The 25,770-nt window shown below is 63.0% G+C and carries 25 protein-coding genes and 1 riboswitch; of the genes, 13 read left to right on the plus strand and 12 right to left on the minus strand.

The annotated features are described in order from the left end of the window. Positions 1–20: 20 nt before the first annotated feature. On the minus strand, positions 21–1,787 hold the full coding sequence (locus tag M1E05_RS02375) for a CAP domain-containing protein (RefSeq protein WP_461164321.1): 1,767 nt from the start codon (positions 1,785–1,787) through the stop codon (positions 21–23). A gap of 111 nt (positions 1,788–1,898) precedes the next feature. Here M1E05_RS02375 and dcd point away from each other — a divergent pair, with 111 nt between their 5' ends. Further along, a complete protein-coding gene (gene dcd, locus M1E05_RS02380) occupies positions 1,899–2,483 on the plus strand; it encodes a dCTP deaminase (protein ID WP_247046670.1) in 585 nt (194 codons plus the stop codon). Between the two features lie 96 nt (positions 2,484–2,579). On the opposite strand, the gene M1E05_RS02385 is transcribed toward dcd, so the two are convergent. Together M1E05_RS02385 and M1E05_RS02390 are read right to left on the minus strand one after the other, a co-directional pair. Then, complete coding sequence (locus M1E05_RS02385; protein ID WP_461164322.1) at positions 2,580–3,929, minus strand: permease prefix domain 1-containing protein; 1,350 nt, start codon at positions 3,927–3,929, stop codon at positions 2,580–2,582. Next, positions 3,926–4,288, minus strand: coding sequence for a PadR family transcriptional regulator (locus M1E05_RS02390; protein ID WP_458112362.1), 363 nt, complete (start codon positions 4,286–4,288; stop codon positions 3,926–3,928). Before M1E05_RS02390 ends, M1E05_RS02385 begins: the two co-directional genes overlap by 4 nt. Before the next feature lie 864 nt (positions 4,289–5,152). Here M1E05_RS02390 and M1E05_RS02395 point away from each other — a divergent pair. Then, the gene (locus M1E05_RS02395; protein ID WP_458112361.1) at positions 5,153–5,365 is read left to right on the plus strand and encodes a YegP family protein; all 213 of its coding nucleotides are present in this window, start codon (positions 5,153–5,155) and stop codon (positions 5,363–5,365) included. A gap of 39 nt (positions 5,366–5,404) precedes the next feature. Here the strand turns inward: M1E05_RS02395 and M1E05_RS02400 are convergent, their stop codons facing one another. The 4 genes from M1E05_RS02400 to M1E05_RS02415 form a co-directional block, all read right to left on the minus strand. Then, a complete protein-coding gene (locus M1E05_RS02400) occupies positions 5,405–6,592 on the minus strand; it encodes a cation:proton antiporter (protein ID WP_458112360.1) in 1,188 nt (395 codons plus the stop codon). A gap of 6 nt (positions 6,593–6,598) precedes the next feature. Beyond that, a complete protein-coding gene (locus M1E05_RS02405) occupies positions 6,599–7,081 on the minus strand; it encodes a cation:proton antiporter regulatory subunit (RefSeq protein ID WP_458112359.1) in 483 nt (160 codons plus the stop codon). Between the two features lie 72 nt (positions 7,082–7,153). After that, the gene (locus M1E05_RS02410; protein ID WP_458112358.1) at positions 7,154–7,597 is read right to left on the minus strand and encodes a Rho termination factor N-terminal domain-containing protein; all 444 of its coding nucleotides are present in this window, start codon (positions 7,595–7,597) and stop codon (positions 7,154–7,156) included. Between the two features lie 94 nt (positions 7,598–7,691). Continuing rightward, positions 7,692–9,095 carry an MFS transporter gene (locus tag M1E05_RS02415; protein ID WP_461164323.1) on the minus strand — a complete coding sequence of 468 codons (1,404 nt, stop codon included), beginning with the start codon at positions 9,093–9,095 and terminating at the stop codon, positions 7,692–7,694. 141 nt (positions 9,096–9,236) lie between these two features. Here M1E05_RS02415 and M1E05_RS02420 point away from each other — a divergent pair, with 141 nt between their 5' ends. From M1E05_RS02420 to mnhG, 6 genes are read left to right on the plus strand one after another with little or no spacing between them, the layout of a single operon-like run. Beyond that, the gene (locus tag M1E05_RS02420) at positions 9,237–12,296 is read left to right on the plus strand and encodes a Na+/H+ antiporter subunit A (protein ID WP_461164324.1); all 3,060 of its coding nucleotides are present in this window, start codon (positions 9,237–9,239) and stop codon (positions 12,294–12,296) included. Next, positions 12,293–12,895 carry a Na(+)/H(+) antiporter subunit C gene (locus M1E05_RS02425; protein ID WP_461164325.1) on the plus strand — a complete coding sequence of 201 codons (603 nt, stop codon included), beginning with the start codon at positions 12,293–12,295 and terminating at the stop codon, positions 12,893–12,895. The genes M1E05_RS02420 and M1E05_RS02425 overlap by 4 nt, the downstream gene beginning before the upstream one ends. Then, a complete protein-coding gene (locus M1E05_RS02430) occupies positions 12,892–14,550 on the plus strand; it encodes a Na+/H+ antiporter subunit D (protein WP_461164326.1) in 1,659 nt (552 codons plus the stop codon). The genes M1E05_RS02425 and M1E05_RS02430 overlap by 4 nt, the downstream gene beginning before the upstream one ends. After that, positions 14,547–15,092, plus strand: coding sequence for a Na+/H+ antiporter subunit E (locus M1E05_RS02435; RefSeq protein WP_461164327.1), 546 nt, complete (start codon positions 14,547–14,549; stop codon positions 15,090–15,092). The genes M1E05_RS02430 and M1E05_RS02435 overlap by 4 nt, the downstream gene beginning before the upstream one ends. Continuing rightward, positions 15,089–15,367 carry a monovalent cation/H+ antiporter complex subunit F gene (locus M1E05_RS02440; protein ID WP_458112352.1) on the plus strand — a complete coding sequence of 93 codons (279 nt, stop codon included), beginning with the start codon at positions 15,089–15,091 and terminating at the stop codon, positions 15,365–15,367. The genes M1E05_RS02435 and M1E05_RS02440 overlap by 4 nt, the downstream gene beginning before the upstream one ends. Next, the gene (gene mnhG / locus M1E05_RS02445) at positions 15,357–15,767 is read left to right on the plus strand and encodes a monovalent cation/H(+) antiporter subunit G (protein ID WP_458112351.1); all 411 of its coding nucleotides are present in this window, start codon (positions 15,357–15,359) and stop codon (positions 15,765–15,767) included. The genes M1E05_RS02440 and mnhG overlap by 11 nt, the downstream gene beginning before the upstream one ends. A 29-nt stretch (positions 15,768–15,796) precedes the next feature. Here mnhG and M1E05_RS02450 read toward each other — a convergent pair whose 3' ends face one another. Further along, complete coding sequence (locus M1E05_RS02450; protein ID WP_309106262.1) at positions 15,797–16,060, minus strand: DUF4235 domain-containing protein; 264 nt, start codon at positions 16,058–16,060, stop codon at positions 15,797–15,799. A gap of 114 nt (positions 16,061–16,174) precedes the next feature. On the opposite strand from M1E05_RS02450, the gene M1E05_RS02455 reads away from it, so the two are divergent. Beyond that, complete coding sequence (locus tag M1E05_RS02455; protein WP_458112350.1) at positions 16,175–16,801, plus strand: DinB family protein; 627 nt, start codon at positions 16,175–16,177, stop codon at positions 16,799–16,801. A 7-nt stretch (positions 16,802–16,808) separates the two neighbouring features. Here the strand turns inward: M1E05_RS02455 and M1E05_RS02460 are convergent, their stop codons facing one another. From M1E05_RS02460 to M1E05_RS02475, 4 genes are all read right to left on the minus strand, one after another. After that, a complete protein-coding gene (locus M1E05_RS02460) occupies positions 16,809–17,492 on the minus strand; it encodes a DUF4166 domain-containing protein (protein ID WP_461164328.1) in 684 nt (227 codons plus the stop codon). Then, on the minus strand, positions 17,489–18,292 hold the full coding sequence (locus M1E05_RS02465) for an SRPBCC family protein (RefSeq protein ID WP_461164329.1): 804 nt from the start codon (positions 18,290–18,292) through the stop codon (positions 17,489–17,491). The genes M1E05_RS02460 and M1E05_RS02465 overlap by 4 nt, the downstream gene beginning before the upstream one ends. 42 nt (positions 18,293–18,334) lie before the next feature. Further along, positions 18,335–19,729, minus strand: coding sequence for an FAD-binding oxidoreductase (locus M1E05_RS02470; protein ID WP_461164330.1), 1,395 nt, complete (start codon positions 19,727–19,729; stop codon positions 18,335–18,337). Positions 19,730–19,812: 83 nt separating this feature from the next. After that, positions 19,813–20,727 carry an SRPBCC family protein gene (locus M1E05_RS02475; RefSeq protein ID WP_458112346.1) on the minus strand — a complete coding sequence of 305 codons (915 nt, stop codon included), beginning with the start codon at positions 20,725–20,727 and terminating at the stop codon, positions 19,813–19,815. A gap of 201 nt (positions 20,728–20,928) precedes the next feature. Beyond that, positions 20,929–21,070: riboswitch (TPP riboswitch) on the plus strand. A 69-nt stretch (positions 21,071–21,139) separates the two neighbouring features. Here M1E05_RS02475 and M1E05_RS02480 point away from each other — a divergent pair. The 4 genes from M1E05_RS02480 to M1E05_RS02495 all read left to right on the plus strand — a co-directional run bounded on the left by M1E05_RS02480 (position 21,140) and on the right by M1E05_RS02495 (position 25,752). After that, complete coding sequence (locus tag M1E05_RS02480) at positions 21,140–21,772, plus strand: ECF transporter S component (RefSeq protein WP_461164331.1); 633 nt, start codon at positions 21,140–21,142, stop codon at positions 21,770–21,772. After that, a complete protein-coding gene (locus tag M1E05_RS02485) occupies positions 21,772–23,328 on the plus strand; it encodes an ABC transporter ATP-binding protein (RefSeq protein WP_461164332.1) in 1,557 nt (518 codons plus the stop codon). Before M1E05_RS02480 ends, M1E05_RS02485 begins: the two co-directional genes overlap by 1 nt. Continuing rightward, positions 23,325–24,125, plus strand: coding sequence for an energy-coupling factor transporter transmembrane component T family protein (locus M1E05_RS02490; protein WP_461164333.1), 801 nt, complete (start codon positions 23,325–23,327; stop codon positions 24,123–24,125). Before M1E05_RS02485 ends, M1E05_RS02490 begins: the two co-directional genes overlap by 4 nt. 103 nt (positions 24,126–24,228) lie before the next feature. After that, entirely contained in the window at positions 24,229–25,752 is a 1,524-nt protein-coding gene (locus M1E05_RS02495) for a UDP-N-acetylglucosamine 1-carboxyvinyltransferase (RefSeq protein WP_461164334.1), read from the plus strand. The last annotated feature ends 18 nt before the right edge of the window (positions 25,753–25,770 follow it).

The following is a 25,770-nucleotide window of genomic DNA, read 5'->3' on the forward strand; positions in this document are numbered from 1 at the left end:
CGGGGTTTACCGGACACGCTCTACTGCGCCAGCCTGAGCCCTGTCCAGGGACCGGCAACAGTGCTGGGCGAATTGAGGCCGCCACCGGTGAGATCCCAGTACTGGACCGAACCGCCCAGACTGCCACCGGAGCGCCGCAGCGCCAGCCCTGTTGAACTGAGGCCCGTGACATCCCGCAGTGCTCGGATGGCTGTCACATCGCTCCACCCTGTGGCCACAACCGGGCGCGATTCGGTTCTCGGCGTTGTGCTGCCGGTTCCTCGATAGAGCACCACGTTTCCGTCACTCCGCCGCGCCAACACATCCTGGAACCCGTCGTCGTCGTAATCCACCATAGCCAGCCGAGTGGCAGCGATGCTCACTGCGATCTGGGTCCGAGCGGTGTGGTCGCCTGTCCCACGGTTTGGGTAAAGCCACAGATTTCCCGAAGGGTCCAGTGCCAGCAACTGGGGCAGGCGGTTGTTGGCACACCATTCCCCGACGGCGAGGGTCATGGTTGCCCAGCCGGACTGACCCAGGGTCACCAATGGCATAAAGCCTCCGCCGGAAATGCCTTGGTGCAGGGTAATACGGCCGTCGCCCCACTGAGTCAGGACGTCAAAAACCCCGTCCTTCTGCCAGTCGATGACAAATAATTCCTTCGCTGAGGCGAAGCCGGAGCCGATCACCTGTTGGGCGCCGTACCCCCGGTTTCCCAACGATGGCCGGTTCAGAAGCTGCCCCGCCGGGTCCACTGAGACGAGGTCTCCTGCACTCTTTATTGCTGCCGCCGAGAGATCCACGGTGGGCGGCATGTGCCTTACCTGGGGATCGCACATAGTGGCCGGCGCGGGCGGGATGGCTGCGCTGCCGCCGGGTTGGTTGATGGTTCCGGCGGGGAGGGAGTTGTAGCCGAAGAAATTGACGACTCCCCACATGGTGTAGCGGTTGGGCGTGGTCTGCCAGTTGCCATCCGTGAATGTGATGCCAATGCCGATCACATTGAATCGCGGGTCTTTCATGATGGCGTCGTGGGGCGCGGAGCCTTTCCACATCTCCACGAGCTGTGCTGCGTTCCTGTCCCACCGGACGGCGATGATCTCACCGGCGCCGTTGGTTGGATTCATGGCCCGCGGATCGGTCCAGAAGTTGGCCCGGTGTTCGATCACCTCGCGGGCGGCGATATTGTCGGACCACTCCTGGGCCATGCCGGCGACAGTGGGGTGGTACTTGACGGACGCGAGCCCCAGGGAGTTCCGGTAGCTGTTGATGGCTGCGAACACCTCCCTGATGTGGGCGGAGTTGTCGTCCCGGATCAGCGCTTCGGGGGTCATGGTGCCGGGCGTGGTGCCTGATGTACCAGGGACATCGGCACTGGGCGTCCGCCCGGAAAGCTCTTTAAGGTCCGACGGCGATGCGGACAACGGCGGAATGAGCGGCGGTTCCGGCGGCGTGGACGCAGTTCCAGGCGCGAGCGCAGGCCTGGGCTCAAGCACAGGCAAACGCTTAGCGGCTGGTGCAATGCCGGGGGCAACCTCAGTGGGGTCAACTGCTTGGGTGAGGCCTGACGGCGGCGAGATGGCCAGCTGCCGTGCGCCGTCGTCGTCGGGGGTCTTCGAACGGACTTCCGAACCATCCGTGGACGATATGGGGCGAGGGGCTGTGCTCAGGCCGGAACTGGAGGACGCTGGGCCGGCAGTTAGCGGGCCGGCGGCCGGACCCGTCAGAACGGGACCCAGAAGAACGGGACCCATCAGGGCCAGGGCAGAGAGCATGGCAACAACAGCGGGCGCAGCAAGTTTCTTCAAGACCAGACCCCAGTTCCCCTCATGCCGCATCCCACCCCTCTGCGGCGTGCATAGGAGGCCAGACTAGCCCCGAGAGAGCGCAGGGAACAGTGCATACGGTATTTTTGAGCTGTGCTGATCTCTGACCGCGATATACGCGCCGAAATAGACTCCCAACGGATTGTGCTGGAACCGTTCGACCCCGTGATGGTCCAGCCATCCTCAGTGGACGTCAGGATTGACCGGTTTTTCCGGTTGTTCGACAACCACAAATACGCGCACATCGATCCCGCGGAGGAACAGCCGGAGCTCACGCGTCTGGTGGAAGTGGACCGCGGCGAGCCGTTCATCCTTCACCCGGGGGAGTTCGTGCTGGGTTCAACCTATGAGACGGTCACCCTTCCGGATGACATTGCGGCGAGGCTGGAAGGAAAATCTTCGCTGGGCAGGCTGGGGCTGCTGACGCACTCCACGGCCGGCTTCATTGATCCCGGATTCTCCGGGCACGTGACGCTGGAACTGTCGAACATGGCCACCCTTCCCATCAAGCTCTGGCCGGGAATGAAGATCGGGCAGCTCTGCTTCTTCCGGCTCACGTCCGCCGCCGAATACCCCTACGGCGCAGGGGAGTACGGCAACCGCTACCAGGGCCAGCGCGGACCTACCGCCAGCCGGAGCCACCAGAACTTCCATCTGACGGACATCCAGGCACCCTGATTTCTGCCGTCGGGGCTCCATGGGGAAGGGTGCTCTACCCGATCAGGGCCTTCGCACTTGCGGCTCTTGTAGCGACGATAGTGCCGTGGGTGCCTGCTAGAGGAAGCCAAAGATCGGCGGGAAGATGACGACGACTGCGGCGGCCCAGGCGCCGTAAACCGGCAGGTACTGTGATTGCCAGCGCTCCAACGCTGCAAACGGACGCCGCCCCCGCAGGAATCCGACGGCGAGCCAAGCCGCCCGCAACAGGTGCACCAGCAGCAGAAGGTTCAGGCCCAGGGCTGCGATCTTGTTGGGGCTGTAGCCGAATTCGGCGATACGGGCGAGCATTGCCGTGAGCATCGCGGCGTCGACTGCCAGGGCCGCGACGACGAGGACCAACTGCAGGGCGTCGAACAGTCCGGGAGGCGTGAGGGAGTCACGGGCGGAAATCGAGTAGAGCAGCAAGCACAGGACCAGCACGAGGATCGCGTCCATGAGGATCAGCAGGTTGCGGTCGATGTCCACGAATCCGCCCGCGGTAGCAATCACGGCCAGAAGGACCAGGAGCATGACGACAGTCAGGGGTGTGAAAATGCGTGTGAGGACCGGGGCGATGTTTTCGACGACTTGCTGCTTGGCCTCGACGAGCCAGGTTGCGACAACGAGGGCGCCGGGCACTGCGAAGGGCAGGATCCAGTCTTCCAGGACCGGTTCGAAGTCCACTCCAACCACCTGAAGCGTTGCGAGTGTAAGCGCAATCAGAACTGCACCGCCGAGCCCAATCAGGGTGTAGTAGATCGCCAGTTCGCCGGTAAAACGGACAAAGTCCATACGCCCCTTGTCCGAGCCCCACCTACCTCCGACGTACGCCACTCCCGCCAGCAGCCACAGAATCATCGGTGCGTGTAATGCGGCAAGCACCTCGGTGGAACCGCCAGCAGCCAAGGGGTAGACGTTAAGCACAACCACGAGGGCGGCGAACGGTATGAGCAGGATGGCCGCCACCTTGCTTGTCAGGCGGCGCTTCCACGCGAAGTACCCTGCGAGGAACGGGAAGACGAGGAGGCCGAGGTTTCGGGTCAGCGCTGTGCCGTCGCCGATCAATCCAATGCCGGCCTTAACCGCGATGCCAGCGCCGACGGCCAATACGAGGACGATCGCCAGTTCCCGCCATGGTGGCGTACCGCCGTCGGAACCCTCCGGCACCAGGACAAGCTGCTTCCACAGCCGCTCGGAGTGTTCGCGGGCAAACTCCCGCGAAACTGCGTCGAGGTTGCCCAGGCGTTTGATGGCGACGAGGAAGGCCTCGTCGTCGTCAAGGCCGGTCGCTTGCCTGTCGGCTATCTGCTCGCGCAGATGGTCCTCCAGTTCGTCGACGTCGGCGGGGGAGATGGCCTGGCTCCGCTGAACGTACCCGCGCCACCGGTCAATTTGTGCCTCCAGCTCAGCGTGCGGCTCCATCATGCCCAGCCTTCCATCGGGGCAGAGGACCCTTGGTCGCTTCGCCACACCTGCCGGAGGGCGTCAGCGACAACGGTCCACTGCTGCTGCCGCTCGGCAAGTGCGTCGCGGCCGGCTGGTGTGATTGCGTAATGCTTGCGTCGGCGCCCCGCCTCGGAGGTACCCCACGACGACGAAACGTACCCGAGCCGCTCGAGCCGGTGCAGCAGCGGATAGAGCATCCCGTCGGTCCATTGCATGCCTCCGCCTGACAACTCACTGACGCGCTTGAGGATCGCATAGCCGTACAGATCGCCGTCGGACAGGATCCCCAGCACAAGCGGGGTGGCCGAAGCAGCGACCAGATCCTTATCAATGCGCACGGCGCCTCCTATACCTAGATGTGAAGGGTATCAAACATAGCAGCTCTAGGTATAGGGAAGTTGGATCCCAGCAAAAGGCCCGGCTGCTAGGGAGCAGCGCGGGCCTTTTGTGAGGATGGCTATGGTGCCGTGCAGGTCATCGATCGGTGGTCGTATCCGCCCGTTTCAATTGCTATGACGTAACTCATGTCGAAGGTGCAGGTCATCCCGTCCGGAGTGGTCAATGTAGTTAACCCGTGCGAGCTAACGACCTTGCGATCGAAGTACATGACTCCATCTGGTCCCTGGATAGACGAGCCCCAGACGGTCACATACCTGCGAGTACCCTCGGAAGAGGTTTCCCCGCCCGGGTAGGTTGTTGTACTCGAAAAGTCGCCTTCGCCCCGTATGACGACGACGCCTGCCGGCGTGTGGACTTCGATGCGTCGTTCTGTCCCCGACATGCAGTAGGTGGTCTGAAACTCCTCCTGGCTGACGCACCGATCAAAGGTTGTTGTGGTGCTGCCTTCCGTGCTGGCCGCGCTCGCAGGCGTTGCTCCCGCTGTCAATAGCGCCGCTACGCCCACCCCATAAATCGCCAAACGCATGATTCTTCCAAGCACGAAGGTGCCTCCCTGTTCATTTTTTTGCGCAGCCCCAGCGACTGCTTGCGCAGCGTAAGTGGACCGCAGACGCCGGGTCAATGGCCATCCATGCTTTGGTGCAACGTCAGACTCTGGGCGCCTTGGATTACCTACTCGCAAGTAAACGGTTTCGCCCTTACATTTTAAGAATGGCATGGCTGGGCAGCCGGGATGCAGCGTCGCGTTTCGTTAGTGAAACAGCCCCGAGGTTAGATCCCTCGGTTGAAATATAGGGGTAATCATGTCCGGAACATTCGAACTTTTTATTGATGGCAACACGTCCTACGGGTTCAGAATCAAAGCTCCGAATGGGGCCATCGTGGCGGTGTCCGGGCAGTTCCCGGACAAGGCCTCCGCGGTCCAGGGAATTCGTGCCGTTCGCGAATATGCCGGAATGGGGCTGATCAAGGATCTTTGCGAAGCATCCCCAGAGGCTGGATCAAAGGCTGCATAACCGCCTGCGTCGTCGTAGCGGCGGTGCCCGGCAGCTTCCTCAGGCCACTCCCGCCGGTTGGGGTTTTGCCGGGCGGCGCAATGCCCGGACCAGCGGTTCGATGTACTTGGCCGCGAGTGGACCCATGATGGCCATGATCAGGACGTAGGCAGTGGCCAACGCCGCCAGCTCAGACTGCACGGCACCTGAAGCCACGGCGAGACCGGCGATGACGATTGAAAATTCGCCACGGGCAATCAGCGTGGCGCCGGCACGGAAACGGCCGGGAACCGCGATTCCCACCCTTTTGGCAGCCCAGATCCCGGTGCCCATTTTTGTGATGGCCGTGAGCAGCGCGAGGGCAAGAGCCCAGCCGATGACCGGCGGAATTGACGCGGGGTCCGTGTTCAAGCCGAAGGCCACAAAAAAGATGGCGGCGAAAAGATCCCGCAATGGCTCCAGGATGCGGGTGGCGTTGTGGGCAGTCACCCCGGAGATCGCGATGCCGAGCATAAAGGCCCCCACCGCGGCGGAGACCTGAAGGGCTGACGCCACACCGGCGACCAACAAGGCGGCACCCAGCAGGTTCAGCAGGAAGACTTCAGAGTTTTCGCTGTGCACCGCCTGGGAAACCCTGTGGCCGTGCCGCAGTGCCACCATCAGCACCACGGTGACCACGGCCAAGGAAATCCCCACGGTCTGAAGCCCGCCCAGGAAGCTGACCCCGGCGAGGATCGCCGTCAGGATGGGAAGGTATAGGGCCATCGCCAGGTCCTCGAACACAAGAATGGACAAGATGGTTGGCGTTTCACGGTTACCCACGCGGCCCAGATCAGTGATGACCTTGGCGGCAATCCCCGAAGACGAAATGTAGGTCACTCCGCCCATCACCATCGCGCCGACGAGGCCCCACCCAAGAAGGATGGCCAGCCCTGCTCCGGGCAGGAAATTCAGGATGAGGTCCAGCACACCTGCCTGCCAGGATCGTCGCAGGCCGGTGACAAGTTCAGTAGCAGTGTATTCCAGCCCGAGCATCAGCAGCAGGAGAATGACACCGATCTCCCCCGAGATATGGGCGAACTCCTGAATCCCTTTGAACTCCATGAAGCCGCCAGCACCGAAAAACAATCCACCCACGAGATAGAGCGGTATGGGTGACATTCCGATCCGTTCAGCCAGCCTGGCCAACAGGCCAAGGCAGAACACAACGGCCCCCAGTTCGATGAGGGTCAGTGCCAGCGGATCCATTGCCGCTTATCCGTTGCGCAGAATGTCGGCCGCTGTATCGAGGCCTTCCTGAGTGCCTACGGCAACGAGGAGATCCCCCCGGTGGAGTACGACGTCGGGCCCGGGGGAGGGGACCACCTCGCCTTCGCGCATGATGGCCACAATGGAAACACCGCTTCGGGTGCGGATGCATGCCTTACCCATAGGCTGGTTCTCGAAGGGCGAACCTGAGGCGATGGAAAACTGCCGTGTAACGATCCCCGGGATTTCACGGTGGGCTTCAGAAAGCTGCATGGCAAGGTGCTGCCCTCCCAGCAGATTACCGAGCGTTGCAGCCTCGTCAGCTGTGAGGGGAATGGACGCCTGGCATGTGTCAGGATCGTCCCAAGTCGAAACGATCAGTTCGCTCTGGCCCTCCCGGTACTCCACGACGCCGACCCGACGCCCAGATGCCGTCATAAAGTCCTTGCGCCTGCCAAGGCCGGGGAGATCTGTCTCATCCACGTTCATGGGTCCAGCCTAGTGCTCCGAAGGGTGCTTCGGGGCTGAAGCGGAAGACGATTCCGGAGAATACGCGACGAGCTAAGCGTCCTCCCGTTGTGGGTTCTCGAGCCTGAAGAAGTTGGACTGGGTGCCGTCGCTTCGCTGTTCCTGGTAGATGAAATTCAGGCCTCGTTCATCGAAGGTCTTGAACCACTCCTCCCAGCTGACATGGCGGAGCTTGTCGTCATCGCCGCCAAAATCGATGCGGAGCACTCCAAGGTGGTCGCCGTGTTCCGTTCCTTCAACGGTGGCCGGAACACCGTCGCGCTCTTCTGCCCACTGCCTGATGACTTCATGATGCGTCGTAACGAGGCTTCTGCCCTCGCGCTCCGGCTCATCCTCCGGTGAGGTGACTTCCTGGGAGTACTTCAGCGAATCGGATGAACCCGGCCCCTTGCGGACCTTGCCGTCGTCCGGTCCGGCGCCCAAGTCCCCCTCGCTTCCTCGTTGGTCTTGCATCTGCTTGTCCGCTTTGTCTGCCACTGTACTGATCCTTTCCGGTCTGAATTCCACTCAAATAGTAAGGTTACTTATTAAGTGGGCATCAAGCGGGGCAGACTGTCAAGAGAACTTTTTGCTATGCCGAAGGAACCACCGCTATCTCTGCCTTGCCTGGCGGTTTGACCGGCAGCAGGACCAGGAGCCCGGCCAGCAGCACCACCATAATGCCCAGGATTCCCCAACGCTGGGCCTCACCCTCGGCGACCAAGGGGGCGGCCAACGCGATGCAGAGAGTGAAGAGCGTGGGCGCTAGGAAGCTAACAGCGCGGCCCGTGGTGGCATATAGGCCAAAAAGCTCACCAGACTCGCCATCCGGTGCAAGCCTGGCTAGGTAAGCGCGGGATGATGACTGGGCCGGGCCAACGAACAAACACAGGAACAGGCCGAAGACCCAGAAGGTGGTGGCACCCGCCCAGGGAATGCCGAAGAAGACGTAGTCGCCGTTTCCCAGGACAAGGATGACGGTACCGGCGATCAAGAGCCCCACCAGCGAGCCAAGGATCACTGCTTTGGGACCCACGCGGTCATCCAGGAACCCTCCGATCATGGCCCCCACAGCCGCCACCACGTTTCCAAAGATGGCGAAAAAGATCACGTCCTTCAGCTCGAACCCGAAGGTGCCCGCAGCGATGATTCCCCCGAACGTAAAGACGGCGGCGAGACCATCGCGGAAGATGGCACTGGCAAGAAGAAAATAGATCGTGTGCGGACTCGTTCGGTAAATGGCCGTAATCCGCCGGATCAGCAGCCCGTAGGAGGCGAGGAAGCCGAGCCTTGCCGCGCTTGCCGGCCGGGGGAGCTCGGGAACGGCAAACAGCACGGGGAGAGCGAAGATAAAGAACCACAAAGCGGAAAAGACTGCCACGAGGCGGATGTTGAAGCCATCCTCGGTCGAGGCCCCGAACCAGTCGAAGCTGGGTTGGACGAACAGTTGCAGCACAACCAGCAGCGCCACGATCCCGCCAAGATAACCCATGCCCCAGCCGAAGCCACTGACCTTGCCGATGTTCCGGGGATTGGAGATCTGGGCCAGCATGGCGTTGTAGTTCACCCCGGCAAATTCAAAGAACACGTTGCCCAGCGCAATCAGGGTGACGCCGAGGAGCAGGAACTCCGGCCGGGGAAACACAAAAAAGCACATAGCGGTCAAAAGCGCTACGACGCCCGTGTTGACGCCCAGCCAAAGCTTCCGCCGGCCGCCGATGTCGGAGCGTTGCCCCGTAACAGGCGCCAACAGTGCAATGGCCAGACCGGCGACCGCCAATGCCCCGCCGAGGACAGCCGAGGCCTGATCTTCTCCGCCAAAGGCATCGGAGGTGAGATAAACAGTGAACACAAAGGTGGTCATGATCGCGTTGAAAGCCGCTGAGCCCCAATCCCAGGAAGCCCAGGCCAGGATCTGGCCCTTACTGGCCGCCTGACTTCCGGTCTCAAGTTCCGACGGCGGCAGTTGGGCCTCAGACGCGGTGGCGGAGTTCATGACCCGATGCTATCGCCCCTTCAGCCGGAATCGGGGTCAGGAACGGGTGCGCCCGCTTGGTAAACTGGACCCGCTGAACCCGACTATTGACCGCCAGCTCCAACCTTTGATAATCGAATTCCTGACGTTGCGGAGATACCAGTGATTACAGTCCTTGCCGTGCATTTTGCGGTGGCTGCACTGGCGCCCTTTTTGTTCGGGAAATTCGGCAGGAATTCGTTCTACGCGTTGGCCCTGGTTCCCGCCGCATCGTTCCTCTGGCTGATCCTCCAGCATGCTTCGGTGTACTCGGCGTCCGCCGGACAAGCGGCGCAACCAGGGGCCGCCGTCGAGGTGATTCCCTGGATCCCTGAGCTCAAGCTTGAACTGGCCTTCCGGCTGGACGCCCTGGCGTGGGTGATGTCGCTGTTGGTCCTTGGAATCGGATCGCTGGTGCTCGTGTACTGCGCCCGCTATTTCAAGGACAAGGACAGCGATCTGGGCGGCTTCGGGGCCCAACTGCTGGCATTCGCCGGCGCAATGTTCGGCCTGGTCACTGCCGATGACCTGCTGCTGATGTTCATTTTCTGGGAGCTCACCACTGTCCTGTCGTATTTGCTGATCGGTTACGCCAGGACCAGGCTGTCCGCCCGCCGCTCCGCCCTCCAGGCCCTCGTGGTCACGACGGCGGGCGGCTTGAGCATGCTGGTTGGCCTGATCATCCTTGGCCACAATGCCGGCACGTACAGGATCTCAGCCATTCTGGAGCAGGCTCCGGCACTGATAACAGGGAACGCCGCCGGGGCGGTCAGTGCCGCCGTCGTACTTATTCTGGTTGGCGCGGTGACAAAGTCCGCTCTGGTCCCTTTCCACTTCTGGCTCCCCGGAGCCATGGCGGCCCCGACGCCGGTGAGTGCTTATCTGCATGCAGCCGCAATGGTCAAGGCCGGCGTTTATCTGGTGGCCCGGCTGGCTCCGGGCTTCGCGGAAACAAGCTTTTGGCTGCCGCTGGTGCTGGGGCTGGGCCTGGCCACGATGCTGGTAGGCGGCTACCGGGCGCTGCGGCAGACCGACATCAAGCTCATCCTGGCCTACGGCACCGTCAGCCAGCTCGGCTTCCTGATCATGGTGGTGGGCCTGGGCAAGCCGGATGCCGCCCTGGCGGGACTCGCTTTGCTGCTGGCCCACGGGCTGTTCAAGGCCACGCTGTTCCTGGTGGTGGGCATTATCGACCACCAATCAGGTACGCGGGACATCAACAAACTCTCCGGTGTTTTCAGCTCATCCCGCGCCCTGGGCATTGTGGCTGCCGTGGCCGCCGCGTCCATGGCGGGAGTGCCGCCACTGGCGGGATTTGTCGCCAAGGAGTCAGTGTTCGTGGCGTTCGTGCACCACGCTGCAACGCCAGGCGCCGGGCAATCGCCGGTCTGGGGTTATGTGGTGCTGATCGGGCTGGTGCTGGGCTCGGTCCTGACGTTCGCCTATAGCGCGCGCTTTATGTGGGGAGCCTTCGCCACCAAGCCGGGCGTTGAACGCACACAGTTCAAGCCCATCAGGCCATCGTTCCTGGCGGCACCTGCAGTGTTGAGCCTGCTGACGATCGCGTACGGCCTCTGGCCTGTGCCCGTTGACGGATGGCTGCAGCCTTACGCGGCCCTTTTCGGTACCGGCAGCGTAGACGGAGGAGGAGCCGACGGCGGCAGTGTGGCCGGCGAGGCAGGCCACCTTGCGCTCTGGCACGGTTTCACGCTGGCGTTGGGCCTCACGGGAGTCACCTTTGTGCTCGGCTGGGCCATGTTCCGCTGGCGCGCCGCCCTCTCCCGTCTTCAGGAGAGGGTCCCGGGCTGGATCGACGGCGACCGCTCCTACCAGCTGACCATCGGCGCACTGGACGACGTTGCAGTCTGGGTCACCGGGCGCACCCAGCGAGGATCACTGTATTTTTACCTCGCCGTCATTCTGTCTGTAGCGTTTGTCCTGCCGCTGGCCGCTCTCGTCGCGGCCAACAAACCACTGCCCGGTGACTTGTATTTCATCGACCCCAACTCACCGCTGCAGATAGTGGTGGGCGCGGGGATCGTGATCGGAGCGCTGGCCGCGGTGAAGGCCAACAAGCGCTTCCTGGCCGTGCTCATGGTGTCCGTCACGGGCTATGGAATCGCACTGATGTTCGCACTCCAGGGCGCTCCGGACCTTGCCCTGACGCAGATGCTGGTGGAAACCATCATCCTGGTTGCCTTCGTCCTTGCCATGCGCAGCCTGCCGGCTGAGCTGCGGGACAGAACGGGAGGCAAGTACAGGATTACCCGCGTGATCATCGGTATCGGTTTTGGAATCACCATGATCTTCGTGGGCATCTATGCCATGGGTGCCCGAATCGCCGAGCCGGTCTCGGTTGCCTTCCCGAGACTGGCGTACGAAGGCGGTGGCGGTTTGAACACGGTCAACGTCACGCTCGTTGACATCCGGGTCTGGGACACCTTCGGCGAAATTTCGGTATTGGCGCTCGCCGCCACCGGCGTAGCGAGCCTGATCTTCATCCGGGGCCGGGGTGACGGCATCAAAGCGTCATCATCGGTCGCGGCAGGAACGGTGGGCCGGCGGACCAGCGTCGTGCGTAACTCCCGTGACAGCGCGGCCCTGGAACTGAGCCGCAAATTCGCGGCATCAACCCGCGACGCCTGGCTTGTTGCCGGCCGGACGCTCGCCCCCGAACGCCGCTCCATCATCTTCGAGGTGGTGACACGACTCCTGTTCCACTCGATGATCATCTTCTCCTTGTACCTGTTGCTGGCAGGCCATAACCTGCCCGGCGGCGGCTTTGCCGGCGGGCTGATGGCGGGCCTCGCCCTGACCATCAGGTACCTGGCCGGCGGCCGTTTCGAACTCAGTGAGGCAACCCCCATCAGCGCCGGCACCCTGCTGGGCACCGGCCTGGCGACGGCGGCCGCTTCCGGAGTTGTCCCGCTGCTGCTCGGCGGGCAGGTTTTCCAGACGGCCATTATCGAGCTGTGGCTGCCCGTCTTTGGCGATATCAAGTTTGTCACCTCCACCATCTTCGACATCGGCGTCTACATCGTGGTGGTAGGGCTCGTCCTGGACGTTCTGCGAAGCCTGGGGGCTGAAATCGACGAACACTTCGAGGAAGAACCAGCGGAGCCAACAGCCGAGCAGGAACCCGACGGAACCACGGCTGAAACCACAGCAAAGGGCAAGGCATGAGTGTAAACCTGACGCTGCTCACAGTCATGGGTGCGCTGTACGCCTGTGGCATTTACCTGATCCTCGAACGCAGCCTTACCCGCGTCCTCTTAGGCCTGATGCTCCTGGCTAACGCCACCAACCTGCTCATCCTCACTACGGGTGGGTACGCCGGGCTGGCGCCGATCTTCAGCAAAGATACGGCGCCGGGTGACTACAACGACCCCTTACCGCAGGCGCTGATCCTGACGTCGATTGTGATTTCGTTTGCCGTCACCGCTTTTATGCTGGGCATCATCTATCGCACCTGGGTGCTGGGCCGGCAGGACGAGATCCAGGACGACCTCGAGGACCTCCGTGTCGCCGAAACCCCCAGCTACGATGCCGAAGACGACGCGGAAGTTCCCGTGGAAACCTCTGAGTTTCCGCTCACTATGCTCGGCACCGACGGACGGGCAGTCTCCAACAGGCCCCCGGGCAACGATAGAGGCAGCGGAGATCCACACCCTCATGACACTGTCCGGGCGGGCAGTGCGGTGCTGACGGTTGAGGACGCGGCGGCAGAGGAAAAACCCGGTTCCACCAACATCGACCCCCGACCGGGAGGAGGCGGAAAGTGAACATTGCCAGCCTTGCGCCGCTCGCCGTCGTACTTCCCATCCTGGGAGCTGCCCTCACCTTCGTGCTGATCCGGCACTCCCGGGCCCAACGGGTGGTGAGCATTACTCTCCTGTCCCTCACGCTGTTGCTGGAGTGCGTCCTGCTGGCCTCCGTCTGGAACGGCGGGACCGCCGCTGTGAACATTGGGGGCTGGCTCCCGCCGTGGGGAATCGTGCTGGTGGTGGACCAGTTCTCATCCCTGATGCTGGTGGTGTCGTCCTCGGTGAGCCTGGCGGTGCTGGTCTATGCAACCGGACAGGGAATGGCCGACGGCGACCAGGACGCCCCGCTCTCCGTTTTCCACCCCACCTACCTGATCCTCGTGGCCGGCGTCTCCAACGCCTTCCTCTCGGGTGACCTCTTCAACCTTTATGTGGGCTTCGAAATCCTGCTCACAGCCAGCTACGTGCTGATGACCCTCGGCGGAACCGGCCCCCGGATCCGGGCAGGCGTCACGTACGTCGTGGTGTCGGTGGTGAGCTCCGTGCTGTTCCTGATCGCCATCGCCATGATCTACGGGGCCACAGGCACCATCAACATGGCCGACCTCGCTATCAAACTTGCCGAACTCGATCCCGGGACGCGTACGCTTCTGCACGTTATGCTCCTGGTGGCCTTCGGCATCAAGGCCGCGGTGTTCCCGCTGTCCTTCTGGCTTCCGGACTCGTATCCGACGGCACCTGCTCCGGTCACCGCCGTCTTTGCCGGCTTGCTGACCAAGGTAGGGGTCTACGCCATCGTCCGGACGGAAACTCTCCTTTTCCCGGGAGACACCCTCAATGCCCCGCTCATGATAGCCGCGCTGCTGACCATGGTGGTGGGCATACTCGGCGCCCTGGCTCAAAGCGACATCAAGCGTCTGCTGTCGTTTACGCTGGTGAGCCACATCGGCTACATGGTGTTTGGGCTTGCCATGTCCTCGGTAGCCGGCTTGGGCGCCGCGGTGTTCTATGTTGCGCACCACATCACCATCCAGACCAGCCTGTTCCTCGTCACTGGCCTGATCGAACGCCGTGGCGGGAGTTCCTCGATGGACCGGGTGGCCGGCCTGGCCAAGCTGTCACCGCTGCTGGGACTCCTGTTCTTCGTTCCGGCCATGAACCTCGCCGGCATTCCACCGTTTTCAGGCTTCCTCGGCAAGCTGGGCCTGATGCAGGCGGGCGTTCAGTTGGGCACGCCCCTCGCCTACGCCCTGGTCATCGGCGGGGTGCTCACAAGCCTTCTCACGCTGCTGGCCGTTGCGAGGGTGTGGAACCGTGCCTTCTGGCGGAAGCCCAGCGACGCGGAACACCCTGATCCCGTGCTCCTCGCGGCTCCCGGGCACGCGGACACTGGAACGCGGCACGGGCGCAAGAACGTCGTGCTGCTGCCGCGCACCATGGTGGGCTCCACCATGGCGCTGGTGCTTTTGGGCATAGGGCTGACAGTCTTTGCCGGCCCGATCTTCAAGGTAGCCGATCAGTCCGCGCAGGACATGCTGGACAGGACGTCCTACATCCAGGCCGTGCTCGGGGACAACGCGCCGGTCCCTGCGATTGCCCTGCCTGATTCAGAACCGCCGGCTTCAGGGGCGGCTGAGTCACCGGAGCCAGCACTCTCAGGAGCAAACAAATGAGCCGCCGACGTGTGTCGCTGCGGCAGGAACTGCCGCTGCTCGTCTGGCTCGTGTTCGTCTGGGGCGCGCTGTGGCAAAACTTCAGCCCTGGAAACCTCTTGTTCGGCGCTGTCCTGGCCGTGCTCGTGGCCCGCATGTTTTACCTTCCTCCGGTGGAGTTGAGCGGCCGGTTCAGCATTCTGCAGGCCATTCCGTTTGCGCTGCAGTTCCTTGCAAAAGTAGCGGCAGCCAGTTTCCAGGTCTTCTACCTCGCCGTCGCCCGCGGCCCCAAGGTGACCAACGCCGTCGTCGCCGTCCCCCTACGCAGCCACTCTGACCTCATGGTGACGGCTACCGGTCACGTCATCTCCCTGATCCCCGGTTCTCTCGTGGTGGAAGTGGACAGGTCCACCTCCACGCTCTACGTCCACGCCCTGAACGTGCGGAACGCCGACGACGTCGTCAAGTTCCGCAGGTCTGTCCGAGAGGCGGAAGCCGGACTGATCCGGATCATGGGTACAGCAGAAGAACTCGCGGCACTCAAACAGGAGGTTGGCGCATGATGCAGCTTATTCTGGTGATAACTGCAGTGACCCTGTCCCTTGCTGCGGCAGGGGCGATCGTCCGGATTGCCGTTGGCCCTTCGCTCCTGGACCGGGTGCTTGCTGCGGACGTCCTGCTGGCCATCCTGGGAGCCGCGCTGTGCATTGACATGGCCGTCAACCGGCACCTGAACAACCTGATGCTTGTTGTGGCCGTCTCTGTCATCGGCTTCATAGGATCAGTCACTGTGGCCCGTTTTGTGGCCGACCGGCGGGAGCAGCCCAGTGACTCCTGATACCACTGTGGACACGGTGATCGACGCCGTCTCGGCCGTCTTTATGGTGGTGGGTGCGGCGATGTCGCTGGGGGCTGCCATCGGGCTGCTGCGCTTCCCGGACCTCATGAGCCGCATGCACGCCGCCACCAAACCCCAGGTGCTGGGGCTCTTCCTGCTGCTGGCCGCTGTGGGGCTGCAGTTGCGGACATGGTGGGTCTGGCCGGTACTGCTCCTTGCCTGGATCTTCCAGCTGCTGACCGTTCCGGTCTCGGCGCACATGGTGGGCCGGGCAGGTTACCGGACCAAGCACCTCCACCGCGAGCTGCTCAGTACCGACGAGCTGGAAGCCGTGGTGCAGAAGGCAGCCGCCAAGGACACAGCGGAGTTCGCCTCAGAGGACGGCGACGACCCCGCATGAGCGGTGAGCGGCAGCCCGCCTGGCAAGCCCTAAACGATGTCCTGGGTCTTGGCGAAACGGGTGATAGCCCGCTGGGTTCCGCGGTTCGCGAGGACCTGGATGATGGCGCTGACCGACGCGGAGACCAGCGCAAACGTCAATGCTGTGCGGAGCGTGGTGGGTACGTCATCCTTGTCGCCCTTGGGAGGCTTCCGGCCGGTGACCTTTTCCCAGGCCGCATCCACTACCTTGGTCCCGGCATAACCGGCCAGCAGGCTGATGCCCGTACCAAGCAACTTGATGAAAAAACTCATTTCCAGGGGCTCCTAACAGTAAAACAGGAGGAAACGGGACTTCCCCTAGACTAACGGCATCGTCGACGGAGTTCGGCCAAGGGCGGCACAGAGGGGCGCTGTATAGTGCCCGCTATGGACGACAAGGGGATTCTGCACCAGTACCTGAGCACCCGCAGGGCCAACCTCCTGGGAAAACTCGACGGCTTATGCGAATACGATGCCCGCAGGCCAATGACGCCTACGGGCACCAACCTGCTGGGCTTGGTCAAGCATGTAGCAAGCGTTGAACTGGACTACTTCGGGCTGGTCTTCGGACGGCCCAGCGGACGCGACCTGCCCTGGCTGAGCGATGACGCAGAACCGGACGCCGATCTGTGGGCGGCCCCTGAGGAAACGCGCGAGGAGATCATCGAGCTGCACCATTTCGCCGCTGCACATACCGATGCCACCATCGCGGCGCTCCCGCTGGATGCCTCAGGTGAGGTTCCGTGGTGGCCGGAAGAACGACGCCGGGTGACTCTCCACCAGATCCTTGTCCATATGTGCGTGGAGACCGCCCATCACCTGGGGCACGCCGATATCCTCCGCGAACTCATTGACGGCTCTGCAGGCCAGCGGACGGGCGATCCGAATCTCTCGGTACGCAGCAGCGACGAGTGGGTGACTCACCGGGTCCGGCTTGAAGCCGCCGCGCGTGAGGCTGCTGTCCGGGAGGCAGCCGCCCTTGAGGCTACTGCCCGTGACGACGCTGCCAGCTAGGAGGCTGCTACTCCCGCCGTTCCTCTCGGACAGGTCTGAGACGGGCAGGCATCCCCTCCGCTGACACAGGCGGAAAGGTACACGTGAACTCGCCGCGGTAACCGAACAGGAAACCGAAGACAGGGTTCCGGACCTGCATCTGGATGGTGAACACGCCGCGCTGATCGTCATAAGCTTCGAACAGATCAGCTGTCCCCGTCAGGAAAGCGGGAAAGGTGAAACCCAGCCTGCCTTCGTAGAAGCGCTGCCCTTCGGACCTCAGGTGGAGGGACCCGTCCGGAAGGACTTCGAGCTTCAGATCTGTGGCCAGATGCTGGTGCGTCCCCAGGTAGTCCACAATGCCGCCCGTTTCTTCGCTGTAGATCATGGTGGCATCGAACCGGCGTTTCTTGCCCGGCTTCACAGTCATGGTCCGCACGAAGGTCACAGTCGGGCGCCCAAAGCCATCAACGTAGGGGTAGTTTTCGATGGTGAAGGGGATGTCCTTCCCCTGGTCTGGAAAGAGGATGTTCCGGAAAGCGCCGAAGCGGAGGAAAGGAACAGTCCACCACGCCCCGCGGCACACTTCCGAGAAGTTGCCGCTTCCGATGCAGGCATAGCCTAAGCCAAGGTCCACGCCGAAGCGCCGTTGCAGCATCGGGTGCAGCCGGTGGAAATCCGGGCCCAGGGCCGTCGCGAAGATGGAGGTCATACCCCTGCCCCCTCAAGTTGTCGCTGGGTCCTGTGGTCCGGTTCCGGCAGTGTCTTCAGTGACGCCGGCGCTTCCGCCGGACCCCTGTCCGGTGGCTGACGAAGGCAGCGTTTTGCCTTGGGCACCGTTGGATGGGAGGGCAGCGTCAGGGCCAAAGCGCCAAGGGTCACGCCAAGTGCCGCCGCGGAAGCCGTGCGTGCCGCAACAGCATGGCGAAGGAGCGCCGCCGCTCCGGCGAGGCCGGCGGTGCGCGCTGCCGCGTCAAGGAACCACGCGTTGCGGCTCCGGGCCGGATCAACGCCCGACTCGGCCCACAGACGAAGCCGGTCAAAGCTTAACGATGTCGCCCAGCCGAGACCGGGGCGGATGAACCGTGCGTCCAGCGTTCGCCCGATGGCGCCCATGCCGGGAGCATAGTTGTAGCCGGTGATGAAGCGGATGCCCTGATCCACGGGTACGTAACGCCAGTAGCCCGAGCCGGGACCGATCGGCGAGAGAGGGTTGCTGGTGGAGAACTTAAGCACCGACGTCGCCTGTCCGCCTGCTGTCGTTTTATTGCCCAGCGATGTGCCGATGCCACTGATGGCGTAAAACGGCAGCCGGAACTCATACCGGAACTGTGAATGCCCGTCGTTGCCAAGGCCCGTCGGGATGATCCTGGAGAACCGGAGATCCCAGCGCGGATGGAGGTCCGGGTCCTGGCTCAGCTCCCAAAGTCTTTCCATCGGGGCGTGGATCAGGATTTCAACGTAAATCTGCTTGCCGCGCGCGGGCACGTCCTTGCTTCGCATTTCCCCCATCTCAGGATCATAAGCGTGTCAGGGAGTCAACTGGTAACGCCGTCAGCCGGGCTTGATGTTCTGGTTGAGCCTGAAGAAGTTCGTCGGGTCGTACTTGCGCTTGAGTGCCTTGAGCCGGTCGTACTTGGCGGCACCGTAGGCCTGCCTGACCCGCTCCTCGCCCTCTTCCATGAGGAAGTTGACGTAGACGCTGGTGTGGTGGGGCTCGAGGGCCGCCCAGTAGTTGCGGGCCCATTCGCGCTCAGCATCGAAGCCGTCGGCGGTCATGCTGTTGCCGTTGATGTTGAAGGTGAACCCGGCTTGGCGGCCATTGAACGCGGTGGCACCGTCTCCGACACGCCCCACCGCTCCGCCCATCTGCCAGAGACCGATGCTGGTGATCGGCGAGGTGATGCGCATGCCATGCTCGACGACGATGTCAATGACGTCGTCGTCCAGCGCTGCGACGTCACAGGACCGGACGTAGTAGGACCAGCCATGGGGGAACGATGGATCGAACATCTTCTGATGCTCCAGATAAGGCTTCGGCCGGCAAAGATCGAGCACGGGGGAACCGAATTCCTTGAGAGGCCGCACGATTCGTTCACCGTCCTCGACCGGTCCCGCATAGCAGGCCGCGATCGCGATGACGTGCTTTCCGACCAGGTCAGTGGGGACGAACGGCAGCGCCGGCGCCCTTCTCTGCACCGCGATGGTCATAAGCCCGTCGGGGCAGTCCCCGATCCAGTCCCGATAAAAGCGCAGCACTTCCGGAGCATCTTCCATCGGCCAGAAGACCGGACCCGCCATTACGTAGGGGCCCACAGGGTTAAGGCGGAACTCGAACTGGTTGACTATGCCGAAGTTCCCGCCACCGCCCCGCACGCCCCAGAAGAGGTCGGCGTTCTGATCCTCGCTGGCCCTGACCAGTCCGCCTTCGGCGGTGACCACATCTACGGACAGAAGCTGATCAATCGTCAGCCCGTACTTGCGCATGACCCACCCGAGGCCGCCGCCCAGCGTGAGGCCCGCCACTCCGGTGTGGGTGACGATTCCCGAAGGAACAGCGAGACCGAACTCCTGCGTCTCGCGATCCAGCTCGCCAAGGAGTACGCCGGCTTGAACACGGGCCGTTCCGGCCTCGGGGTCCACTCGAATCCCTTTCATGGGACCGAGATCAATAAGCATGCCGTCGTCGCACACTGACAGCCCAGGGAAGCTATGACCGCCTCCCCGCACGGCGACCAGCAGGTCTTGCGAGCGGGCGAGCCGGAGGGCAGCGCGTATATCTGGGACACCGGTGCAGCGCGCTATGAGTGCGGGATAGCGATCAATCGATCCGTTCCACACCTTGCGATGGGCGTCGTAACCAACATCATCCGGCCGGAGGAGTTCACCCCGAAAGGATGTCTGTAGTTCATCGACAGCACCGCTGTCGATCTCCGTGCTCTCTGCCATAGCCTCACGGACCTCTCTTCTCTGAGCAGATTCCCACCGTTCGGACTAACTGACAAGAGGGAATCGGGGGACCAATCATCGGCTCAGGCGTGCTCCACCAGGGCCCTAAGGTTGGCTAGCGCCTTTTCGTCGTCTCGCTTGAACATCAGCGTCAGAAGGGGTATGGCGAACCGGGCCAGCCCGGTCACTTGGAAATCCACATTGCTGATGAGCCGACAGGTGTTGGCGCCGGTGGGCTCGACCAGATAGGAGGCGACTCCGGTCATCTTGCCCGAGGGAATCTCGAAGGCGACGAAGCGGCCGGGCTCGTATGCAATGAAGCGGTTACGGGCGACGACCTTCATCCCTGCGAATCGCCGCGTTAATTCATGCTCGGTGCCAACGCCGATAGGACCCAGCGTGATACGCCGTATCTCATCGATGCCGCTTTGCCATTGGGGAGCGTTCGTGTGGTCTGCAACGAAGTCGAAGACCTTTGAAGCCGGAGCCTGAAGCTCAATTCGCGATTCCAGTTGGAGCCTTCTCACGAGGTGTTCTCTCAGCGTCGGAGCCACGCCGTCGCGTGCGAGCTCATGAGGGCCGAAGTCATCGGACCGTTCAGTCCGTGACAGACCTGACAGGGCCATGGCAATGGAGAGGACGGTGCCGAGGACGGTCAGGGGAGTGGTTTTCATATCGGGGTGCCGGAAGGATGCCCGGACGCTGCGCTCACTCAGGTAGCCGTAGATGTACCCGAAGCCTAGCCATCCCAAGGCCCTCCCCACCCAGGGCCGCGGCTTGCCAAAGAGCATCAGGATGCCAATAGCTTGGGCCCCAAGGACCGGCCACGGCGCGGCCATCCCGCTGCCTAGGGCAGGGTTCCACATGTCCCGGGCGACGTTCTCGGGCTTCCCGCGCCCGGACGGAGTGTCATACGGCACCCGGTCACGGATCGCCTTCCGTGCGCCCGCAACGTGGACAAGCAGTTGCGCCATCGAAACCGCTGCGAGGATTTTCATGGTCCATCCCTTACATTGAACCGTGGCTGCAGGGTCAACGTAGCCCTCAGCGGGAAACGGGTCAATACCCCCAATCGGAACGGACAACCGGCACCCAGAGGCCCCGCCAGTCGGCAGGAGTCCTACGCCACCGATTGTGACACCGCCACAGGGATCGCAATCACCGCAGGTGTAAACTGGACAACGCCCACAAGGGCAGATTGATTACGACAGGGGAGCGCCGCCGTCGGGCATCACCGGGATTCCGGGAGTGCGATGGATGGGCGCTGAGAGTGCGGACAGCCGCAGACCCTCGAACCTGATCCGGTTAGTACCGGCGCAAGGGAGTCGAGTTCTCAGAGTGTCCGGCAGAAGCGGCGCAATCCGCGGTAGCCGGGGAGCACTTTCCCCTCCTGTTCCTCAGGAGGAAGACATGACTGGAATTTCTGCAAAGCAGACCCCCACTGCCAGCAAAAAGAGCTGGCGCGTTGTGGACATTGTGGTGGCGGCGCTGATTGCCGTCGCCGGAGGCGTGATCTTCTGGGCATGGTCCCAGGGCGCCAACGTTGTTTCGGCTCCGCTTAATGCGGTTTACCCGCCGCTGACCGGGCTCTACGCAGGTGGCTGGATGATCCCCGCGGTGCTGGGGATGCTCATCATCCGTAAGCCGGGCGCGGCCCTCTTCTGCGAGACAGTGGCGGCAACGGGCGAGCTCCTCATGGGCTCGCAGTACGGCACCACCGTGCTGATTTCCGGCCTGCTGCAGGGCCTTGGCGCCGAACTGGTGTTCGCGGCGTTTGTGTACAAGAAGTTCAACCTTCCGGTCGCTCTGCTTGCCGGCGCCGGGGCGGGACTGTTCTGCGGCCTGAACGATTCGTTCGCGCCCTGGGGCTGGAACATCGCCTACGCAGCCGGCGACAAGGCAGCCTACATCCTGTTCACGGCAATCTCGGGTGCCGTCATTGCCGGGGCCCTGTCCTGGATCGCCACCCGTGGCCTCGCGAAGACCGGAGTTTTGAGCTCCTTCGCCTCCCGTAAGGCTGCGACGGAGCCCGTCTTCTCCTGATGACTCCGATTCGCGACGGCGGCGTCCGCCCCGCCGGGGTAACGGCACAAGGGTGGGCCTGGCGGCACGCCGGCAGGCCCAGCCCTGCCGTCCAAGGGCTTGATCTGGACATCCGCCCGGGGGAGCGGGTGCTCCTGCTCGGCCCCTCGGGTGCCGGTAAGTCCACGCTCCTGCACGCCCTCGCGGGGGTGCTCGGCGACACGAACGACGACGGCGAGGCCGGGGACTCCGACGAGTCCGGTTCGCTGCTCATTGACAGCCAGCCGCCACGTGCCCAGCGCGGGCGTGCCGGGCTAATGCAGCAGGATCCGGAAACGCAGGTGATCCTGTCCCGGCTCGGCGACGACGTCTCGTTCGGTGCCGAAAACCTTGCAGTACCCCGGGCGGAGATCTGGGCACGTGTGCATGAGGCGCTCGACGACGTCGGGCTGGCTCACTTGCCGTTGGACCACCCGACGTCCGCCCTGTCCGGCGGGCAAAAGCAGCGCCTGGCGCTCGCCGGCATCCTGGCCATGCGTCCCGGACTCATTCTGCTGGATGAGCCCACCGCCAACCTCGATCCAGCCGGGGTGCTGGAAGTCCGTGACGCCGTGAGCCGTTGTCTGGAGAAGACCGGCGCAACCCTGGTGGTGGTAGAGCACCGTGTTGCGGTGTGGAAAGACCTTGTGGACCGCATCGTGGTGCTGCAGCCGGGAGCTTCGAATGAGGGCGCGGTGCTCATTGACGGAACGCCTGACCGGGTCCTGGAGCAGGCAAAGGAGATGCTGATCAGGGCGGGCGTCTGGGTTCCCGGCCATATTCCGGCGACCCGCCCGCGGGGTTCAGTTGCTGCGTTGCCCCCCGGCAGCACCGGTAACGGCCAGCTGCTCCTTGCCGCGGAAGAGCTTGCGGTCTCGCGTGAACAGCCCCGGCGTCGCGGCTTCAAGACGCTTCCTCCCACACCCGTGCAAAGCGGGATATCGGCGCAGGTTCGCGCCGGCGAAGCTCTGACCGTCACGGGGCCTAACGGCTCGGGAAAGTCCACCTTTGCCCTCACGCTGGCCGGGCTGCTGAAGCCTGTGGACGGAGCGGTATCTGCCACCCTTGAGCTCAGCGCCGGCGCCGGAATTGATCCATACAAGTGGAAGGCCGAACAGCTGATTTCCAGGATCGGCACGGTGTTCCAGGAACCTGAGCACCAGTTTGTCACCGGCAGAGTCTTGGACGAGCTCCTTTTCGGCCCCAGGCATCTGGGTCATGGCGAGGAACGCGTCGACGAACTCCTGGAGCGGCTCAGGCTCACTTCCCTCGTGGACGCCAACCCCTACACACTGTCCGGAGGCGAAAAGCGACGGCTCTCGGTGGCCACAGTACTGGCCGCCCACCCGCAGGTGCTGGTGCTGGATGAGCCCACTTTTGGCCAGGACGCCAACACCTGGGCCGAACTCGCCTCTTTCCTCTCCGAGCTCCTGGACGCCGGAGCCGCAGTGGTTTCCGTGACCCACGACCAGGAATTCTCCTCGGTCCTCGGCGGCACCGAACTCGCAATGGGGACTCCGGAAATGGCGGCATCATGAGGGAAGCCCTGACCCTCCGGGGTGAATCGCTCCTCAGCCGCGCCAACCCGCTGGCTAAGTTTGTCGCCGTCTTCCTCATCACGCTGGTCCTGGCGTTGTCCATCGACTGGGTCTCGGCGACTGTGGCGCTGGGCTTCGAGCTGCTGCTGTTCCCGTTGGCAGGACTGACTCCATTGCTCCTGTGGCAGCGGGGCTGGCCTCTGATCATCGCCGCAGCCCTGGGCGGCTGGAGTACCGCCATCCTGGCTCCGGACACCGGAAGGATACTGCTCGACGTCGGCATCTGGTCCATCAGCGCAGGTTCCCTTGAACTGGGGCTGGGATTTATGCTCCGGGGGCTGGCAATTGCACTGCCGGCGGTGCTGCTTATGAGCTGCACCGACCCTACAGACCTTGCCGACGCCCTGGCCCAAAAAGCGAAACTGCCGCACCGCTTCGTCCTGGGAACTCTGGCTGCGATGCGCCTTGTAGGGCTTATGGCGGAGGAATGGCAAACCATCGGGATGGCCCGCCGCGCGCGTGGAGTAGGTTCCCGCGGCACTCCCTCGCAGCGGCTCCGGGCCACGCTGGGCCAGAGTTTCGGGCTCCTGGTGCAGGCCATCCGGCGCGCTTCAAGGCTGGCGGTCACTATGGAGGCGCGGGGGTTCGGCGGAGCCCAGCGAACGTGGGCGCGTGAATCCACGTACAGCAGGCTGGACATCTGGGTGCTCGTGGGCGGAACGGTGATCGCTGCTGCCGCCGTGACTGCCGCGATCGGCGCAGGGACGTGGAACCTGGTCTGGGCGGCAACCGGTTAACGGTACCCAGTCTCGTATCGCACCAGACGGGTAAGAATGTGTCGTTACTCCCAAAACCAGCCGTTTCTCAGAGTTTGCAGCTCATAGATGATATATTTTTGATATGACTCAAGAGACTGCGGAATCTGTCGGCGCCATGCTTCGCGATGCCAGGACGGAAAAAGGCTGGACCCAGGGCCAGCTGGCCGCAGAGCTTGGAACAAGCCAGAGCGCCATCGCCCGGATGGAACAGGGCAAGCAGAATCTGAGCCTCAAGATGATCCAGCGGCTGGAAACCATCTTCGGCCACGCGATCGTCAAAGTGGGCCGGCCACAGATGACCCACCTCCGGGTGGAAGGCGGACTCACCCTGTCCGGCTCGGTGGACGTAAACAGCAGCAAGAACGCCGGAGTTGCGCTTCTCTGCGCCAGCCTGATCAACAGGGGGACCACTACTCTCCGCAGGCTGGCCAGGATCGAGGAAGTCAACAGGATCGTGGAGGTGCTCACCAGCATCGGCGTCGAATGCACCTGGCTCAACGCCACGGACCTGCAGATCCGCAGGCCGGCAGTTCTGGACCTGGGCTCGATGGACGCCGAAGCCGCCCGCCGCACACGCAGTGTGATCATGCTGCTGGGCCCCTTGCTGGATGAGTCGGCAGAGTATCGCCTCCCCTATGCCGGAGGGTGCGATCTGGGCACGCGTACCGTGGAACCGCACATGCAGGCACTGCGGCAATTCGGGCTTTCAGTCGAGGCAAGCGCAGGATTTTACGCAGTCCAGGCCCCGCTATCGGATGAGCAAGACCGCTCCTTTGTGCTCAGCGAACGCGGCGACACCGTCACCGAAAACGCCATCATGGCCGCAGCACACCGCCGCGGAACCACTGTCATCCGTAACGCCAGCCCCAACTACATGGTTCAGGACCTTTGCTTCTACCTGCAGATGCTGGGCGTGGAGATTGAGGGGGTGGGCACCACCACATTGAAGATCACCGGCCAGCCCTCTATAGACGCCGACGTCGAATATTTCCCGTCAGAAGACCCGATCGAGGCGATGAGCCTCATTACGGCCGGCATTGTAACCAATTCCGAGGTCACTGTCCGTCGGGTGCCCATCGAGTTCATGGAGATCGAACTGGCAACCCTCGAGCAGATGGGGCAGGAGCTGGAGGTGTCCGGCGAGTACTTTGCCCGCAACGGGCGCACACGGCTGGTTGATGTCACAACCAAGCCATCCGAGCTGCATGCTCCCCAGGACAAAATCCATCCCATGCCGTTCCCCGGCCTGAACATCGACAATCTGCCGTTCTTCGCCGTGATTGCCGGGAACGCCGAGGGGCAGACGATGATCCACGACTGGGTGTATGAGAACCGCGCCATCTACCTGACAGAACTGAACAAGCTCGGCGCTCAGGTACAGCTGCTGGATCCACACCGCATTTACGTTAACGGGCCCACTAAGTGGCGCGCTGCAGAAGTGGGCTGCCCGCCTGCGCTCCGTCCGGCGGCTTGCCTGCTGCTCGCGATGCTGGCTGCCCGGGGCGTTTCCGAGCTCCGCAACATCTACGTTATCGAGCGCGGCTATGAAGATCTCGCAGAACGCCTTAACGCGCTTGGCGCCCGGATCGAGTACTTCCAGGACTAAGCCCTGCACTGAGCACTG

The organism is Arthrobacter sp. R4-81 (assembly GCF_054792365.1).